Annotated in this window: 14 protein-coding genes; 8 read left to right on the forward strand and 6 right to left on the reverse strand. The window is 72.9% G+C overall.

What is annotated here, in order from left to right; translation table 11 throughout:
- Positions 1 to 28 precede the first annotated feature (28 nt).
- Entirely contained in the window at positions 29 to 1,078 is a 1,050-nt protein-coding gene (locus tag RM445_RS08710) for a class I SAM-dependent methyltransferase (protein WP_311555619.1), read from the forward strand.
- Between the two features lie 99 nt (positions 1,079 to 1,177).
- Here the strand turns inward: RM445_RS08710 and RM445_RS08715 are convergent, their stop codons facing one another.
- From RM445_RS08715 to RM445_RS08725, 3 genes are all read right to left on the reverse strand, one after another.
- Positions 1,178 to 1,819, reverse strand: coding sequence for an HNH endonuclease signature motif containing protein (locus RM445_RS08715; protein WP_311555620.1), 642 nt, complete (start codon positions 1,817 to 1,819; stop codon positions 1,178 to 1,180).
- Positions 1,816 to 2,604 (reverse strand): DUF222 domain-containing protein, encoded by a 789-nt coding sequence (locus RM445_RS08720; RefSeq protein WP_311555621.1) that lies wholly within the window; start codon positions 2,602 to 2,604, stop codon positions 1,816 to 1,818. Before RM445_RS08720 ends, RM445_RS08715 begins: the two co-directional genes overlap by 4 nt.
- Positions 2,605 to 2,882: 278 nt before the next feature.
- Positions 2,883 to 4,685, reverse strand: coding sequence for an HlyD family efflux transporter periplasmic adaptor subunit (locus RM445_RS08725; protein ID WP_311555622.1), 1,803 nt, complete (start codon positions 4,683 to 4,685; stop codon positions 2,883 to 2,885).
- A 281-nt stretch (positions 4,686 to 4,966) separates the two neighbouring features.
- Between RM445_RS08725 and RM445_RS08730 the strand changes: the two genes are divergently transcribed.
- Positions 4,967 to 6,124, forward strand: a complete 1,158-nt coding sequence (locus RM445_RS08730) for a serine hydrolase domain-containing protein (RefSeq protein ID WP_311555623.1) — start codon at positions 4,967 to 4,969, stop codon at positions 6,122 to 6,124.
- 16 nt (positions 6,125 to 6,140) lie between these two features.
- Positions 6,141 to 6,701, forward strand: a complete 561-nt coding sequence (locus tag RM445_RS08735) for a phosphatase PAP2 family protein (RefSeq protein WP_311555756.1) — start codon at positions 6,141 to 6,143, stop codon at positions 6,699 to 6,701.
- On the opposite strand, the gene RM445_RS08740 is transcribed toward RM445_RS08735, so the two are convergent.
- A complete protein-coding gene (locus RM445_RS08740) occupies positions 6,664 to 7,425 on the reverse strand; it encodes an SDR family NAD(P)-dependent oxidoreductase (RefSeq protein ID WP_311555624.1) in 762 nt (253 codons plus the stop codon). The two genes, RM445_RS08735 and RM445_RS08740, sit on opposite strands and share 38 nt — an antisense overlap.
- Positions 7,426 to 7,458: 33 nt before the next feature.
- Here RM445_RS08740 and RM445_RS08745 point away from each other — a divergent pair, with 33 nt between their 5' ends.
- On the forward strand, positions 7,459 to 8,577 hold the full coding sequence (locus RM445_RS08745) for a glycosyltransferase family 4 protein (protein WP_311555625.1): 1,119 nt from the start codon (positions 7,459 to 7,461) through the stop codon (positions 8,575 to 8,577).
- Between the two features lie 5 nt (positions 8,578 to 8,582).
- Positions 8,583 to 10,385 (forward strand): arginine--tRNA ligase, encoded by a 1,803-nt coding sequence (argS, locus tag RM445_RS08750; RefSeq protein WP_311555626.1) that lies wholly within the window; start codon positions 8,583 to 8,585, stop codon positions 10,383 to 10,385.
- 3 nt (positions 10,386 to 10,388) lie between these two features.
- Here the strand turns inward: argS and RM445_RS08755 are convergent, their stop codons facing one another.
- Positions 10,389 to 12,764: a glycoside hydrolase family 31 protein gene (locus tag RM445_RS08755; RefSeq protein WP_311555627.1), complete on the reverse strand. Its 2,376-nt coding sequence runs from the start codon at positions 12,762 to 12,764 to the stop codon at positions 10,389 to 10,391.
- Between the two features lie 43 nt (positions 12,765 to 12,807).
- On the opposite strand from RM445_RS08755, the gene RM445_RS08760 reads away from it, so the two are divergent.
- The 3 genes from RM445_RS08760 (at position 12,808) to RM445_RS08770 (ending at position 15,542) form a co-directional block, all read left to right on the forward strand.
- Positions 12,808 to 14,103 carry a lipopolysaccharide biosynthesis protein gene (locus tag RM445_RS08760; RefSeq protein ID WP_311555628.1) on the forward strand — a complete coding sequence of 432 codons (1,296 nt, stop codon included), beginning with the start codon at positions 12,808 to 12,810 and terminating at the stop codon, positions 14,101 to 14,103.
- A gap of 193 nt (positions 14,104 to 14,296) precedes the next feature.
- Positions 14,297 to 14,419 (forward strand): hypothetical protein, encoded by a 123-nt coding sequence (locus RM445_RS08765; RefSeq protein WP_311555629.1) that lies wholly within the window; start codon positions 14,297 to 14,299, stop codon positions 14,417 to 14,419.
- Positions 14,420 to 14,456: 37 nt separating this feature from the next.
- A complete protein-coding gene (locus RM445_RS08770) occupies positions 14,457 to 15,542 on the forward strand; it encodes a glutamate--cysteine ligase (protein WP_311555630.1) in 1,086 nt (361 codons plus the stop codon).
- Here RM445_RS08770 and RM445_RS08775 read toward each other — a convergent pair.
- Complete coding sequence (locus tag RM445_RS08775; RefSeq protein ID WP_311555631.1) at positions 15,525 to 16,154, reverse strand: DedA family protein; 630 nt, start codon at positions 16,152 to 16,154, stop codon at positions 15,525 to 15,527. The two genes, RM445_RS08770 and RM445_RS08775, sit on opposite strands and share 18 nt — an antisense overlap.
- Positions 16,155 to 16,161 lie beyond the last annotated feature (7 nt).

The following is a 16,161-nucleotide window of genomic DNA, read 5'->3' on the forward strand; positions in this document are numbered from 1 at the left end:
CATCGAGACGACACAAGGAGACAGCCCGATGGATCAGGACAAGCTGAATGCAGTACTCGGCCGCTTCGTCGACGACCTCGGCGCCACGATGGCGGCCGGCGGGATCGTCGTCGGACACCGGCTGGGGCTCTACAAGGCGCTCGCGGAGGGTCCCGCGACTCCGGACGAGCTGGCCGAGCGCACCAGGACCTCGCCGCGGTACGTCGCAGAGTGGCTGCGGGCGCAGGCCGCAGGCGGCTACGCCGAGTTCGACGCCGCCAGCGGCACGTTCTCCCTGTCCGAGGAGCAGGCGTTCGTGCTGACCGACCCGGACGGCGCCGTCTACACCCCCGGCGCCTTCGTGCTGGCTCTCGGCGCACTGCGGGCCGAGAGCCAGATCACCGACAGCTTCCGGACCGGTGCCGGCATGGGCTGGCACGAGCACCACGACGACGTGCCGTTGGGCTGCGAGATGTTCTTCCGACCCGGCTACATCGCGAACCTGGTCCCGACCTGGATCCCGGCGCTGGACGGGGTGGAGGCGAAGCTGACCGCCGGTGCCCGGGTCGCCGACGTCGGGTGCGGGCTCGGTGCGTCGACGGTGCTCCTGGCCCAGGCGTTCCCGAAGTCGACCTTCACCGGCTCCGACTACCACGCCGAGTCGATCGAGCTGGCCCGCAAGCGCGCCGCCGACGCCGGCGTCGAGGACCGGACGACGTTCGACGTCGCGAGCGCGAAGGACTTCCCGGGCCACGACCTCGACCTCGTCGCGACCTTCGACTGCCTGCACGACATGGGCGACCCCGTCGCGACAGCCCGCCACGTCCGAGAGTCGATCGCCCCTGACGGGACCTGGTTGATCGTCGAGCCGTACGCGACCGACACCGTGGCCGGGAACCTCAACCCCGTCGGCCGGGCCTACTACGGGTTCTCCACGTTCCTGTGCGTTCCGACCGCGCTGTCGCAGGAGGGCGGGTACGCGCTCGGCGCGCAGGCCGGCGAGGCCGCGATCCGGGAGGTCGTCACCGAGGCGGGCTTCACCCGCTTCCGTCGGGCCGCCGAGACGCCGTTCAACAACGTCTTCGAGGCCCGGCCCTGATCTGAATACCCTTCCGTCCGCGCGCTCTCCTCGGTCGAGGGGGTCGAGGAGAACGCGCGGGCGAGGTGTGGAGCGCGATGAACACGCTGATCGGATCGATCAGAACCGGGGCGGGTCGGGGCCGGGTTCGTTCGTCGTCGGGCACGGCGGGGACGCCGGTTCGGGTGCTGGTTCGGGGCGGTAGTCGTGGGGTGTGGTGGTGCGTTGGTGCCCGGTGGGGGTGGTCCAGGTGAGGCTGCCGTCGGGGTTTGCGTGGACCTGCCAACCGGCGTGGTGTTTGAGCCGGTGGTGGTGGGTGCAGTAGGCGGCGAGGTTGTGGTCGCTGGTGGTGCCGCCGTCGGACCAGGCCAGGATGTGGTCGAGTTCGGCGTCGACGGCTGTGCGGCGGCAGCCGGGGAATCGGCAGTAGACGTCGCGGGCGCGGACGTGGTCGGCGAGCCCGGCGGGTGGGTGGTAGGTGCTGCGGCCGTGGTCGAGCAGGGTGCCCGACAGGGGGTCGGTGACCAGCCGCTGCCACACACTTTCGGTGGCGGTGTCGCGGGCCAGGCTCGCCGGGATGGGGGCGTGGCCGACCAGCTCGCAGGCGGTGAGGATGTCGGCGCGTCGGGCGTCCATGGAGCGGGGGTCGTCCGAGCCGAGGCCGCGGGCCAGCCGGGTGAGCCAGGTGAACGCCCCGGCGGCTTCGGTCGCGGTGAGCAGCGCCCACAGCGCGGCCATCCCGTCGGCCTCCGGGGTGATCACCACCCGGCGGTCGCGGGGGCCGCGCGGTGCCGCGCCTCGGCACCCTCAGGGTCCACGGCCAGCACGGCACGGGCCAGCGCAGCCTTCAACTGGGCCAACGTCTGCTCCGGCGCGCGGGGCAGGACCCGGTCCTGCACGGCGCGGGCCAGCTCGGGGGTGAGCATCCAGGTGGTGTCGTCGACCGCGCGGGCTTTGGCGGTGTCGATGCGTCCGGTCTCCCACAGGGCGTGGGTGGCGGGGAGCACCGTGAGCAGCCGGTTGGCGGTGCCGATCCGGGCACACGCGGTGGGGCGGGAGAGTTTGAGGGCGACCCCGGCCTCGTCGGGGGCGTACTCGCTGCCCACCCCGGCCCACCGCGCCGTATGCGGCGCCCGGTCGGTCGGGCGGCGGCGGGCGAGCTCGGCGAGCAGCCGGGCCTGCCGCGCCGCGGCCCAGGACGCGACCCGGTCGAACCCGACCAGGGCTTCGATCAAGGTGTTGTCGTCGAGCGCGGCGGGCTCGGCGGTGCCGGAGTCGAGGTCCAGCGCCAGCCACCCCGACGGCATGCGGGTGCCGTAGGGGGCGTCGTCGTCGCTGCGCGGCCCGAGTGCCCCGTCCTCGAATGCCCAGTCCTCGAATGCCCAGTCCTCGGGCGGGAAGTCCGGCACCGGGTCCGACCAGTCCGGCACGAACTCGGGCAGCGCCTCGGCTTTCGCGAGCAGCCGTTCCAGCACGCCGTCGAAGTCGTCTTCGGGCAGCCAACCGTCGGGATCCCAGGAGGGTCCCTCGACCGCTTGCTCGAACATGTTCGATTCCATCGCAAGATCGCTACCCCATTAACTGCTTATCCCCAGGTCGAACACAGCCGCGCCGCATGCGGGACTCGGCGGACCGCAACTTCACCAAACCGTCCTTCCTCGCAGGGTTCGTGGCTGCGTCGCAGGGACGATCGCGCCTGCGACGACGCCACGTTCTCTGCGAAGTGCCTCCCGAACACCCGCGCGCCCGGCCACACCGACGACCTTCTTCAGCCCGTCGCCGCCTGCACCACGTCGTCCAGCCCGGCCAGGCTGATGCCCGAGCCTTACCGCTGGTCCGTGACCACCACCTGGTCGCCCTCCGACAGCCCCGAGACGACCTGCGTCATGGTGTCGCCGACCTCGCCCGCCTGGAACGGGACGGTCCGCCGGACACCGCCCGGCCCGACCACCATCACCGTCGTCTGCCCCCCCGACCGGCGCACCGCCGAGTTCGGCACGGCGAGGACGTCGCGCAGTTCCTCGGTGCGGATCGCAGCCAGGGCCGTCTGGCCGTTCCGCAGCCGGGGGTCGGTCTCGTTGAGCAGCACGGTCACGTAGTAGCTGATCACGCCGGACGACGCGCTGGCGGCCGGGCCCACCCTGAGCACCGTTCCGCGGCGGGTGAGGTCGGGAACCGCGTCGAACGTGACGTCCACGTTCTGGCCCGACGAGATCCGCGACGCGTCCGCCTCCGCGAACGGCACCACGACCTGGAAGGTCTCGACCCCGTCGAGGACGAGGAACTGCGTGCCGCCCGGCCGCGCCACCTCCGAGCCCTCCGCCGCGGCCGAGGCCCCGGTGCCCGGGATCGCCGCCGAGCTGCCGGGGGCCAACGCGCTCGTCCCCGAGCTGGCGGCGACGTACTCGCCGACGGCGCCGTTCAGCGCCGCCACGGTCCCGTCGACGGGGGCCCGCAGCACCGTCTCGTCGACGTCCTGCTGCGCCTGGCGCACCACCGCGTCCTGTGCGGCGACCAGGGCCTGCTGCTGGGCGATCGTCGACGGGCGGTCCGTGGCAGCCGAGTCGAGGTTGTTCTGCGCGTTCACCACTCCCTGGCGGGCGTTCTCGATCGACACCTGGCCCGCCGCGGCGTCCACGTCGCGCTTCTGCCGTGCCGCGTCGCGGGCGGTGCGGCTGGCCTCGACCTGCCGGTCCGCCGCGGTCACCGCCGACTGGTCCGAGGACACGGCGCTGCACGCACCGCCGATGGGCGTGGTGGTCGCGGAGAACGTTCCGGGCGAGGTCGCGGTCCCGGTACCGGTGGGCGCGGGGGTCCCCGCGGTGGAGTCGGTCGACGAGCTCGTCCGCTTGTGCGCGGCACCGGCCCCGGTGTCGGTACCGCCCGTCGTGCCCGTCGTGCCCGTCGTGCCCGGCGCGGACGCCGCGGCGAGCGGCGAGACGGGCGTGAACGGGAAGGTGAACGTCCCTGTCGTCGCCGTGCCGCTTCCCGGTGTCGTCTCGCACGCCTTCTCGTCCGCGTCGAGCTGGTCGTTCGCGTCGTCGCGGGCGTCCTCGTCGAAGCCGAGCTGCCTCTGGGCGCGGTCCAGCGCCGACTCGTCGGCGTCGACGGTGGCGTCGACCTGGTCCTCGGTCGCGTCGAGGATCGCCTGCGCCTGCTCGACGGAGTTCTCCGCACCCGTCACGGTCGTGCTGTTCACCAGCCGGTCGAGCACGGCCCGCTGCGCGTCGAGCTGGGCCTGCTGCTGCTCCAGGGTCCGGCGCGCCGGGCCGTCGTCCAGGTTAGCGAGCACCTGCCCGGCGGTGACCCGGTCGCCGACCTTGACGTTGACGGCCGTGAGCCTGCCGCCCTTGAGGAAGCCGAGGTTCTGCTCGCTCGACGCCGACAGCGCACCGGACGACGACACGGCGGTGTACACGGTCGTGCGCTCCACGCGGGCGGTCTGCGGCTGCGGTGGTGCCGACGAGCTCGTGCAGGCGGCGAGAGCGACCGCGACGACCAGCAGCCCCGGGCCGGGGGTTCCGGCGAACCACCGCAGCCCGGCACCGCAGGTTCGCAGGGCGGAAGCGGCCGACGCAGCCCGCGACCGCGGGCCGGTCGACACCTGGGCAGGCACATGCTCGGCCACGCCGCACTCCTCTTTCCCCACCGCGCGGATCGCGCGTCGAACTCTCCGGATGTGTCGGCCAACGAGGGGGCGCGCAGCGTGGAACGACTGGTCAGACAGCACGACCTGAAAGAGAAGCGGCGGGACTCGATACGGTGACGGACCGCGGCGACGGCGGTACCGGTCGGGTACGACCGGTCGAGATCCGGTGAAACCGCCGATCGGCAGGCAACCGATGACTCACGCGCCGCCGGACGGTCGACACGGATCGACACGGATCGACACGGCACTCGGAGGACCGCATGACACCGTGGATCGACAGCACCGTCACCAGTGTGGATCGCGTCTGGCAGGTGCTCGACACACAGGTGGAGGCCGGCCGCTTCCCCGGGTACGTGGCCGCGGTGCGGATCCGCGGAACCGAGCACGTACGCGCCGGCGGCCACACCGCGCTGGAGCCGGCGAGCCCGCCCATGCGCGACGACACCCAGTTCCGCATCGCGTCGATCACCAAGCCCATGGGCGCCGCGCTCACACTGACCCTGGTGCGCGACGGCGTGGTCGCCCTGGACGACCCGATCGGTCGGTGGCTTCCGGAGGCGGCGGAGCCGCGGGTGCTGGTGTCGCCCGACGGCGCCCTCGACGACACCGTGCCCGCGGAGCGGCCGGTCACCGTCCGCGATCTGCTCGCCGGCACCTCCGGCTGGGGCATCGTCATGGAGCGGACGCCGCTGCAGGCGGCGATGATCGAACGCGGCGTGTACGGCAGCCCGCTGCACCGCGACGTGTCGGCGGACGAGTTCGTCGAACGGATCGCGAGCCTGCCGCTCGCCTTCCAACCTGGTGCGGGCTGGCTCTACGAGACCGGCATCGACCTGCTCGGCATGGTGCTGACCCGCGCCACCGGGCGCTCGCTGGCCGACCTGGTCGCCGAGCGGGTCACGGGCCCGCTCGGCATGGCCTCGACCGGGTTCCGGGCCACAAACGCCACCCTGCTGGCGACCGCCTACATCCCCGGACCCGACGGGCTCACCGTGCTCGACCCGCCGGACGGCACCTTCGCCGTCCCGCCGCCGTTCGAGGAACTGGGTTCCGGGCTGGTGTCCACCGCGCCGGACGTCCTGCGGTTCTTCTGCGCGATGGCCGACGGCGGCGCGCCCGTGCTGACGGCGGACGAGGTCGCACTCATGACGGCGGACGCGCTCACCGCCGAGCAGCGGAGGTCCGCGCGGGCCTTCCTCGCCGGGGGCGAGTCGTGGGGTCTGGGCACCGGGGTGGACGTCCAGGTGACCGAACCGTGGCAGGCGCCCGGCCGCTGGGGCTGGACGGGCGGGACCGGGACCACGGCGTACGTCGACCCGATCCGGGGGACGGTCGCCGTGCTCATGACCCAGCGGGCGATGACGGGCCCGCTCGACGGCTTCGACGACTTCTGGACGGCGGTGGCCGCGGCGGCATGATGGGGCTGTGCCGATCATGCCCGGGCCGATCTTCCCAGCGTCGATCTTCGACGACCTGAACCGTCGGGAGTCCGAGCTGGTCGAACGCCTCGTGCCGCCCGGACCCCCACCCCGGCCGCTGCTCGCCGTCAGCGTCGCGGCCAACGGCAGCCGGCTGTGGTTCGGCATCGCGGCGCTGATGGCCCTGCGGCCGTCGCTGCGCCGCACCGCGGCCGAGGGGGTGATGGCGGCGCTGCTCGCCGCCGGCGTCACGCAGGTGCTCAACCGCCTCGTGGGCCGGCCGCGGCCGTCGGCCGATCACCCCGCGTGCCGCGCGCTCCCCCGCCAGCCGCTCGCGCCGTCGTTCCCGTCGTCGCACACCGCCGTCGCCGCGGCCTTCACCACCGCGGTCGCGCGCCGCGACCCGAAGCTGGGCGCGGCGCTCGTCCCGCTCGCGCTCACCCTCGCCTACGGGCGGATCCGCCTGCGGGTGCACTGGCCGACGGACGTGCTGGGCGGCGCGGTCCTCGGGGTCGCAGCGGGTAGGCACGCCGCCGAGGTCACACCTGCCAGGTGGGCCGGATCAGCACCTCGTTGACCGCCATGTGACGCGGGCTGGTGACGACGAACGCGATCGTGCGGGCGATGTCGTCGGCCTGCAGCCGATCGCCGCCCTCGAAGCGCTGCTGGATCTGCTCCTGGACCTCCGGCCGGTTGTGGCTCGCCAGCTCCGTCGCGACCGCGCCGGGCTCGATGAGACTCACCCGGACATGCCGCTGCGTGACCTCCATCCGCAGCGCCTCCGCGAACGCCCCGACGGCGTGCTTGCTCGCGTTGTAGACACCGCTGCCCTGGCGGACCTGCCGTCCGGCGACGCTGCTGGTGATCACGAGGTCGGCGACGTTCCGGGGGTCCTGCTCCGCGGCCGCGAGCAGGTGCGGCAGCGCGGCGTGCGCGGTGTACATCGCGCCGAGGGTGTTGAGCTCGAGCATTCGCCGCCACTCCGCGGTGTCGGCGCCGACGATCGGGCCGAGCAGCATCACCCCGGCGTTCGCCACCACGGTGTCCAGCCGGCCGAACCGGTCCACGGCCGCCGCGACGGCCGCGTGCGCCTGGTCCTCGTCGGTGACGTCCGCGGCGACCGCCACGGCGCGGCCGCCGGTGTCGCCGATCCGCTGCACGAGCGCGTCGAGGCGGTCGACGCGCCGGGCGGCGACGACCACAGCGGCCCCGAGCCCGGCCAGGGTGGCCGCGGTCTGCTCACCGATGCCGCTGCTGGCGCCCGTGACGAGCGCGACGGTGCCGTCCAGAGGGTTCGCCATGTCGGCATCCTGCCCGACAGGGAGGATCGGGGCGTGTCGGACCGGAGCCTGCGCATCACGCTCGTCGGTCCGGCGTACCCGTGGCGCGGAGGCCTTCCGCTGCTCGTGACGGACCTGGCGCACCGGCTCACCGGCGAGGGGCACGAGGTGACGGTGCAGACCTGGAGCCGCCAGGGCCCGGCCCGGCTGCTGCCGACCCGGCCGCTCACCGCCCCGGAAGGCGCGGTGTTCCCGGCGGAACCCTCCCTGTCGTGGCGCAACCCCGTCCGAGGGTGGCGGCTCGGGCGAGCCGCCGCGTCGTCGGATCTGGTCGTGGTCGTCCACTACACGACGATCCAGGCGCCGGTGCTGTGGACGGTGGCGCGCGCGGCCCGGCGCGGCGCACGCGTGGTGGCGATCTGCGCGAACGTCGTCCCGCACGAGCGACGAGCCGGCGACCGTCTGCTGACCGCGCTGCTGATGCGGGCGGTCGACGCCGCCGTGGTGCACACCGCCGCGGAGCGCACGGCACTGGCGGCCCTGACCGATCGGCCGATCTCCGTTGCTGCCCTGCCGCCGCACCTGCCTGACGGGCCACCTCGGCCGCCGCGAGCCGGCGTGCGCGGGCGACTGCTGTTCTTCGGCAAGGTCCGCCGCTACAAGGGTGTCGACGTGTTGCTGCGCGCGCTCGCGGAGCTCGACGACGTGCGCCTCACGGTTGTCGGCGAGATCTATCCCGACGCCGCCGACGTCGACACCCTCGTCGACCGGCTCGGCCTTCGCGGCCGGGTCGATCTGCATCCCGGCTACCTGCCGGCGGCCCGGATCCCCGACCTGTTCGCCTCCGTGGACGCGCTCGTACTGCCCTACCGCACCGCGACGGCGTCCCAGCACGTCGCGCTGGCGCACCGGCACGGGCTCCCCGTGGTCGCCACCCGCGTCGGCAACTTCCCCGACACCATCGACGACGGCGTCGACGGGCTGCTCTGCACCCCCGGCGACGTCGCGGACCTGGCCCGGGCCCTGCACGAGCTGTACGCACCGGGCCGGTTGGAGGCACTGCGCGCGGCGGTCGGCAGCACCGACGGCGAGCGGGTGTGGAAGACCTACCTGGAGACGCTCCTCACGCCCGACGACCGCGCGCGAGGCCGCCGAGCCGACCTGGGAGAATGACAGGCGTGGAACAGCAGGTCACCTCACTGGCCCGGCAGGTCGAGACGGCGGTGTCGACGGCGCTGGGCCGGGTCCGACCCGAGCTCGACGGCGCGGACCCGCTGGTGCGCCGCTCGGACCGCGCCGACTTCCAGTCCAACGTCGCCCTCGCCTCCGCCAAGCGCCTGAAGGCGCGCCCCGCCGAACTGGCCGGGCAGCTGGTGGAGGCGCTGCAGGACGTCGACGGGATCGCCGACGTGGAGGTTTCCGGCCCCGGCTTCCTCAACATCACGGTCGCGGACCAGGGCCTCTGGCGGCAGCTCGACCGCCGCCTCGCCGACGACCGGCTGGGCGTCGAGCGGTCGGAGCAGGGTGCGCGGGTGGTGATCGACTACTCGGCGCCCAACATCGCCAAGGAGATGCACGTCGGCCACCTGCGCACGACGATCATCGGCGACAGCCTCGCGCGGGTGCTCGGCCACCTCGGTGCGACCGTGATCCGGCAGAACCACCTCGGCGACTGGGGCACCCAGTTCGGGATGCTGATCCAGTACATCGACGAGCACCCCGAGGCGCGGTGGCGCCACTCCGACCTCGAATCCGGCGAGGTCGAGCCCGGTGCGTCGACGGTCTCCGCGCTCGACGGGTTGTACCGCGTGGCGCGCGCCGAGTTCGACGCCGACGAGGCGTTCGCCGACCGGTCGCGGGCCCGGGTCGTCGCCCTGCAGGCCGGCGACGAAGCCACCCTGGCGCGCTGGCGCGAGATCGTCGACGAGTCCGAGATCGCCTTCCGGCAGATCTACGGCCGGCTCGGCGTGCTGCTGGAGCCGGGCGACTCCGCGGGTGAGTCGGTCTACAACCAGTGGCTCCCGGAGGTGGTCGAGGAACTGCTCGCTGCGGGCGTCGCGAAGCACAGCGACGGCGCGGTCGTCGTCGAGTCCGAAGAGGTCAAGGCCCCCGACGGCCAGCCTGCCGTGCTGATGGTGCAGAAGCGCGACGGCGGCTACGGCTACGACACCACGGACCTCGCCACGCTGCGCTACCGCGTCCGCGACCTCAAGGCCGACCGCATCCTCTACGTCGTCGACGCCCGGCAGGCGCTGCACTTCCGCCTGATCTTCGAGGCGGCCCGGCGGATGGGCTGGCTAGCCAGAGGAAATGGGCACGACAGCGTCGAGGCGGTGCACGTCGCGTTCGGCACCGTGCTCGGGCCGGACGGGCGGCCGTTCAAGACCCGGGCCGGCGGCACCGTGCGGCTGATGCACCTGATCGACGAGGCGGTCGACTCCGCCCGACGCACCGTCGCCGAGCGCGAGCCCGACCTGTCGCCCGCCGAGCTGGACCGCATCGCCGAGCAGGCCGGCGTCGGCGCCGTCAAGTACGCCGACCTGTCGACCTCCCGGGTCAAGGACTACACGTTCGACATCGCGCGCATGGTGTCGCTGACCGGCAACACCAGCGTCTACCTGCAGTACGCGCACGCCCGGATCCGCTCGATCCTGCGCAAGGCGGGCGACTCGACGACGGCGCCGGACCCGGCCCAAGTGGATTCAACTCTCCCGATGCACCCCGCCGAGCGCGCGCTCGTGCTGGCGCTCGACGAGTTCGGCGACGTCCTGCGCGACGTCGACGCGGCGAGTGAGCCGCACCGGCTGTGCACCTACCTGTTCGAGACGGCGAAGGCGTTCACGGACTTCTACGAGAACTGCCCGGTGCTCTCGGCGGAGGAGGGCGTACGGGCGAACCGTCTGGCGCTGTGCCGGCTCGCCGCGGCGACGCTGCACGACGGGCTCGGCCTGCTGGGGATTGCGGCGCCGGACCGGATGTAGGGATCAGCCGGCGTCGGCCAGCAGGAGTTCGACGACGGCGGTGAACAGCGGCCGCGGCAGGTCCAGAGCCGCGAGCGCGGGAACGGCGCGGGCCGGGTCGTGGGTCGTCACGGCCCGGTGGACCCGCTCCTTGGTCGTCAGCTCGATCTGCGCGGCGTCCAGTAGGGCGAAGAGCCGTTCCGGGACGTCCCGGTTGTCGGCCGGCGTGGTGTCGCCGACCAGCCGGAGCACGGCGCCCTCGGTCGCGGCGACCGACGGAAGTCGCACGGCCACGCTGCCGGCGACCGGGCCCGGGACGGCCGGGTGCGCGGCCCCGTCGACCTCGACCGCCGTGACCCCGGCGAACCCGCACAGCACGACGTCGTAGCGGCGGGTCGCGGGGACGGAGCCGAGGTCGCCGTCGGCGGGATGGATCCGCAGCTCGTCGCCGGTGCGGACGATGTGGGTGAACGCCCAGCGCTCGTCGTCGTGTTCCTCGGCGAGGGTGAACTCGCCGTCCGGGCCCGCGTACACGCGCAGCTCCAGCGCCTCCGGGTTGGCCGTGCCGAAGCCGGCCTCCCCGTCGGCCACGAGGGGCAGGATCGCGCCGGCGGGCGCGAGCACGGGGATCGTGTCGAGGTCGCGGTGCAGCTGGATCGTGGTGCCGCCGCGGTAGGTCAGGCCGGTGAACACGTCGGTCCACCGCCCGGGCGGCAGCCAGGCGCGCACGGCCCCGAGGCCGGTCGCCCGGTCCGCAGGCGTGGTGATCGGGGCGACGAGCAGCCGGTCGCCGAAGCGGTACTGGTTGCGCACCCGGTAGGCGTCGAGGTCGTCCGGGTGGTCGTAGTACATCGGCTGCACCAGCGGTTCGCCGTCGAGGTGCGCGCGCCGGTTCATCGTGTGCAGGTAGGGCACGAGGCGGTGCCGCAGCGCCAGGAAGCGGGTCATGATCCGCTGCGCCCGCTCGCCGAAGCGCCACGGTTCGCGGGTGTTGAACGGGCTGTCGCTGGAGTGCAGCCGGGTGATCGGCGAGAAGACGCCGAGCTGGGTCCAGCGGACGGTGAGCTCGTCGTCCTTGTAGCCGAAAAAGTGCCCGCCGACGTCGTGGCTCCACCAGCCGTAGCCCACGTTGCTCGCGGTGGCGGTGAAGTACGGCTGGAAGTCCAGCGACTCCCAGGTGATCACCGTGTCGCCGGAGAAGCCGATCGGGTAGCGGTGGCTGCCGACCCCGGCGTAGCGGGAGAACGTGAGCGGGCGCTTCCCGTTCCGACCGGAGTCCAGGAAGTGGAAGTGGTTGAGCAGCCACAGCGGGTCCAGCCCCGGGATGCGGGTAACGCCGCCCTGCTGCCAGTCCACCCACCAGAAGTCGACGCCCTCGGCCTCCCGCGGATGGTGCAGCTCCTCGAGGTAGGCCTCCAGGAACGCCGGGTCCGCGGGGTCGAAGTCGACCGGCAGCTCGCTGTCCGGGTCGACGCCCATCCGTCGCGCGATCGCGGCGTAGTGCTCCTCGTGGGCGTGCACGCCCTCGGCCGGGTGCACGTTGAGGGTCGTCGCGAGCCCGCGCTCGTGCAGGGCGGCGAGGAAGGCCGGCGGGTCGGGGAACAGGTCGCGGTTCCAGGTGTATCCGGTCCAGCCGCTGCCGTAGCGGGGGTCGATGTCGACGAGGTGCCAGTCCATGTCCAGCACCGCGACCGACAGCGGGATGCCCTCGGCGGCGAAGCGGTCCATCAGGCCGAGGTACTCGTCGGCGGAGTAGGGGTGGTAGCGGCTCCACCAGTTGCCCAGGGCGAAGCGCGGCAGCAGCGGCTGGGGACCGGTCAGGCGGTAGAAGGCGCGCAGCGCGGCGCGGTAGTCGCGGCCGTAGGCGAAGACGTAGAGGTCGACGGTGTCCGGGCGGCGGGGTGCGATCCAGCCGTCGTCGGTGAGGAGCACCGTGTGGGAGTCGTCGTAGTAGGTGACGCCCTCGCGGGAGAGCAACCCGGGCTCCAGCGGCACCGGGCCGTCGGCCTCGTCGAGGGTCCGCGCCGTGCCGCCGAGGTTCGACGTGGGCAGGCCGTAGCGCCAGACACTCTCGTCGGACCGGTAGCCGCCCTTGGCCTGCACCGAGAGGCCCTCCGTGCTGAACGGCCGCTTGTCGTAGACCAGCTGCAGCCGGGCGGTGTGGACCGTGAGCCGGTCGTCGGTCTCGACGACCTGGAACTCGGCGGGCGGGAACGCGCGGTCGACGACGGCCTGACTCGCCCGGTCCTCGAACTCGCCGGACGCGCTGTACTCCAGCCGCACGAGGCCGTCGGCCAGCACCGTGATCCGGTAGTCGGCGCCCTGCAGGACGTTCCGGGAATCGGCGACCGGTCTCCCGGCGGAACGGAGCTGCTCCCGCACGAGCACCTCCCCCTCCATGTCGATCTGCTGCCGATCTTAGGGCGTCGGTACCGTCGGGCCCGTGACAACGGGCCGCGTCGCGCGTCTGCGGCGCGAGGTGTCGGTGCCGATGTACCGCAACGCCTACGCCCTCATGCTCAACACGATCGTGAACTCCGGGCTCGGGCTGCTCTACTGGATCGTCGCGGCCCGCACGTCGACACCCGACGACGTCGGCCGCGGCAACGCCCTGATCTCGCTGATGCTGCTGGTGTCGATCCTCACCCAGGCCGACTTCGGCCAGGCACTGATCCGGTTCCTCCCGCGTGCCGGTGGCGGGACGCGGCGGCTGGTAATGGTGTCGTACGGCGTCGCGGTCGGGCTCGCCGTGCTCGGTGCGACGCTGGCGATGGCCTGGTGCCACCTCCTGCTCGACGCCTCGGACCCGCTGCACGTGTCGCTGCCGTTCGCCTGCTGGTTCGTGGTGTCGACGGTGGCGTGGTCGGTGTTCAACCTCCAGGACTCGGCACTCACGGGCCTGCGCGCGTCGATGTGGATCCCGCTCGAGAACGCCGTGTACGGGGTCGTCAAGCTCGGACTGCTCGTGGTCGTGGCCCGGACGTCGCTCTCCGACGGGGTGTTCACCTCCTGGACGCTGCCGGTGCTCGCGCTCCTGGTGCCGGTGAACCTCCTGCTGTTCCGGCGGCTCATACCTCGGCACGCGGCGTCGACTGTCGATCCGTACGTGCCCACGCGCACGGTGCTGACGCGGTACCTCGCGGGCGGGTACGTCGGGCATCTGGCCGGGCAGATGTCGTCGACGTTCCTGCCGGTCCTGGTCGTGCAGCTGCTCGGCTCGGCCCAGGGCGGCTTCTTCCTGCCGGCGCAGACGGCGTTCGCGGCGATGACGCTGCTCTCCTCGGCCATCGTGTCGTCGCTCGTGGTGGAGGCCGCTAAGGACGAGGAGCGGGCATCGCACTACGCGGCGGCGATGCTGCGGCGGATCGCCGTGACCGTCTGGCCCGCCGCGGTCGTGGTCGCCGTCGGTGCGCCGTGGCTGCTCATGCTGTTCGGGGCGGAGTACCGGGAGAACGCGACGTTCCTGCTGCAGCTGCTCATGCTCACCGTCTTCCCCAAGGTGGTGACCTCGCTGTTCAACACGCGGAGCCGCCTGCAGAACCGCACCGGCCGGATCGCGGTCCTGCAGTCGCTGCAGGCCGTGGTGCTGGTCGGCGGGACGGCGCTCCTGGCCGGCCCCGTCGGGCTCACCGCGGTGGGCTGGTCGGCGCTCGTGGCGGAGGGGCTACCGGCACTGCTGCTCGGACCGTCCGTCGTCCGCTGGCTGCGCAGCGGACGCGCCACAGCCGAGTCACCGTGACCAGTACGCTACTGTGCCGTTGTTCAAACGTGATGTCGCACACGATCCAGTTCACGATCGAGTGCCGGTGCCGCACAGTAACCGTCAATCAATGCGTCGGGCACGACGCACACGCGCAGGAGCACGCCCGACCCCGACGGCGCGGCTCCACGAGGCAACCCGGATCCCCGGACCGGGTGCGAAGGAGACCACCGTGGTGTTCGCCGACCTCCTCCTGATCGTCCCCGCAGCGCTCGCCGGCATCGGCGGCGTCATGCTCGGCGACCGCGTCGGCCTGCACATCAAGACGGTTCTGGCGGAGCGCCGGCGGGGCTGATCGACTCGCGGCCCGCCTACACCGCGATACTCCTGCAGTGACGCGCACGGTCGGGGTCGAAGAGGAGTACCTGTTGGTCGACCCGGACACCGGGCACCCGCGGGCCGTTTCCCACGTGGCGCTGGCCGCCGACCCCGCGGCTGAATCCACCATTGGGCTGACCGGTGAGCTGCAGCGCGAGCAGGTGGAGAGCGCAACACGTCCGTGCACGACCCTCGCCGAGGTCGATCGCGAGCTGCGCCGGGCCCGCTCGGTGGCGGCGCGGGCGGCGGCGGCCGCCGGGTCGCGGTTGGCGGCGCTCGGCACCTCCCCGCTGGCCGTCGAGCCGACGCTGTCGTCAAGCGAGCGCTACCGCGAGATGGGGCGGCGGTTCGGCCTGACGGTGTCCGAGGAGCTCACCTGCGGGTGCCACGTGCACGTCGCGGTCGACTCCGACGAGGAGGGCGTCGGTGCGCTCGACCGGATCCGGCCGTGGCTCGCATCCCTGCTCGCGCTCACCGCGAACTCGCCCTTCTGGCAGGGTGCCGACTCCGGGTACGCGAGCTACCGCACCCAGGTGTGGCAGCGATGGCCGTCAGCGGGACCGTACGCACCCTTCGGCTCGCCGGCCGTCTACCACGACACCGTGCAGGCGATGATCGACACCGAGACGCTGCTCGACCGCGGGATGATCTACTTCGACGCCCGGCTCTCGGTGCAGCACCCCACCCTGGAGGTCCGCGTCGGCGACGTGTGCCTCGACGTCGACGACGCGGTGCTGCTCGCCGCACTGGTCCGGGCGCTGGTGGAGACGGCCGCGCAGGCCTGGCGGACCGGAGCGCCGGCGGACCCCGTGCGGCTGGAACTGCTGCGGCTGGCGGCATGGCGAGCGGCCCGTTCGGGCGTCGACGACACGCTGCTCGATCCCTGCACGTGGCGCCCGGCCCCGGCCGCGGACGTGCTCGGGCGGCTGGTCACGCACGTCACCCCCGCGCTGGAGGATGCGGGCGACCTCGACGAGGTGCGCGAGCGGCTCACCGCGGTGCTGCGCCGCGGCACGGGGGCGCGGGCGCAGCGCGGAGCCGCGGACCCGCAGGAGGCGGTGGCGCTGGCCGTGCGCCGGACCTCAGGGGACGCCGGCTGAGGTCTGCTTCCCGGACCGCTCGCGCATCTTGCGGACCGCGAGCCAGATGAGCCCGACGACGACGAGCCCGAGCACCACGTAGCTGACCGGGCCGAGCCAGCCCTGCACGCGGTCCCAGTTGTCGCCGAGGATCCAGCCCAGCGCGATGAAGATCGCGTTCCAGACGCCGCTGCCGATCGCCGTGAGCAGTAGGAAGCGGGGTAGCGGCATCCGGTCGATACCGGCCGGGATCGAGACGACGCTGCGGATCAGCGGGACGCAGCGGCCGAACAGCACCATCTTGCCGCCGTGCCGCGTGAAGATCTTTTCGCCGCGGTCGAGGTCCTTCTGGCTCGTGATGAAGAACCAGCGCTTGCCCGCCAGCGTGCGCAGCCGGTCGTAGCCGAGCCACGCACCGATGCCGTAGAGCGCGAGCGCGCCGAGCACGGAGCCGAGCGTCGCCGCAGGCCAGACCAACCAGACATTGAGGGCGCCGGTGCGGGCGCGGAAGCCGGCCAGAGGGAGGATCGCCTCGGACGGGATGGGAGGGATCAGATTCTCCAGGAGGATCAGAAGACCGACGCCGATCTCGCCCAGCTTGTCGACGATCGAGAACACCCACTCCGCCACCACCCCTCCA

Origin of the sequence: Pseudonocardia charpentierae, assembly GCF_031845345.1 — a bacterium.
GTDB classification, from domain to species: domain Bacteria; phylum Actinomycetota; class Actinomycetes; order Mycobacteriales; family Pseudonocardiaceae; genus Pseudonocardia; species Pseudonocardia charpentierae.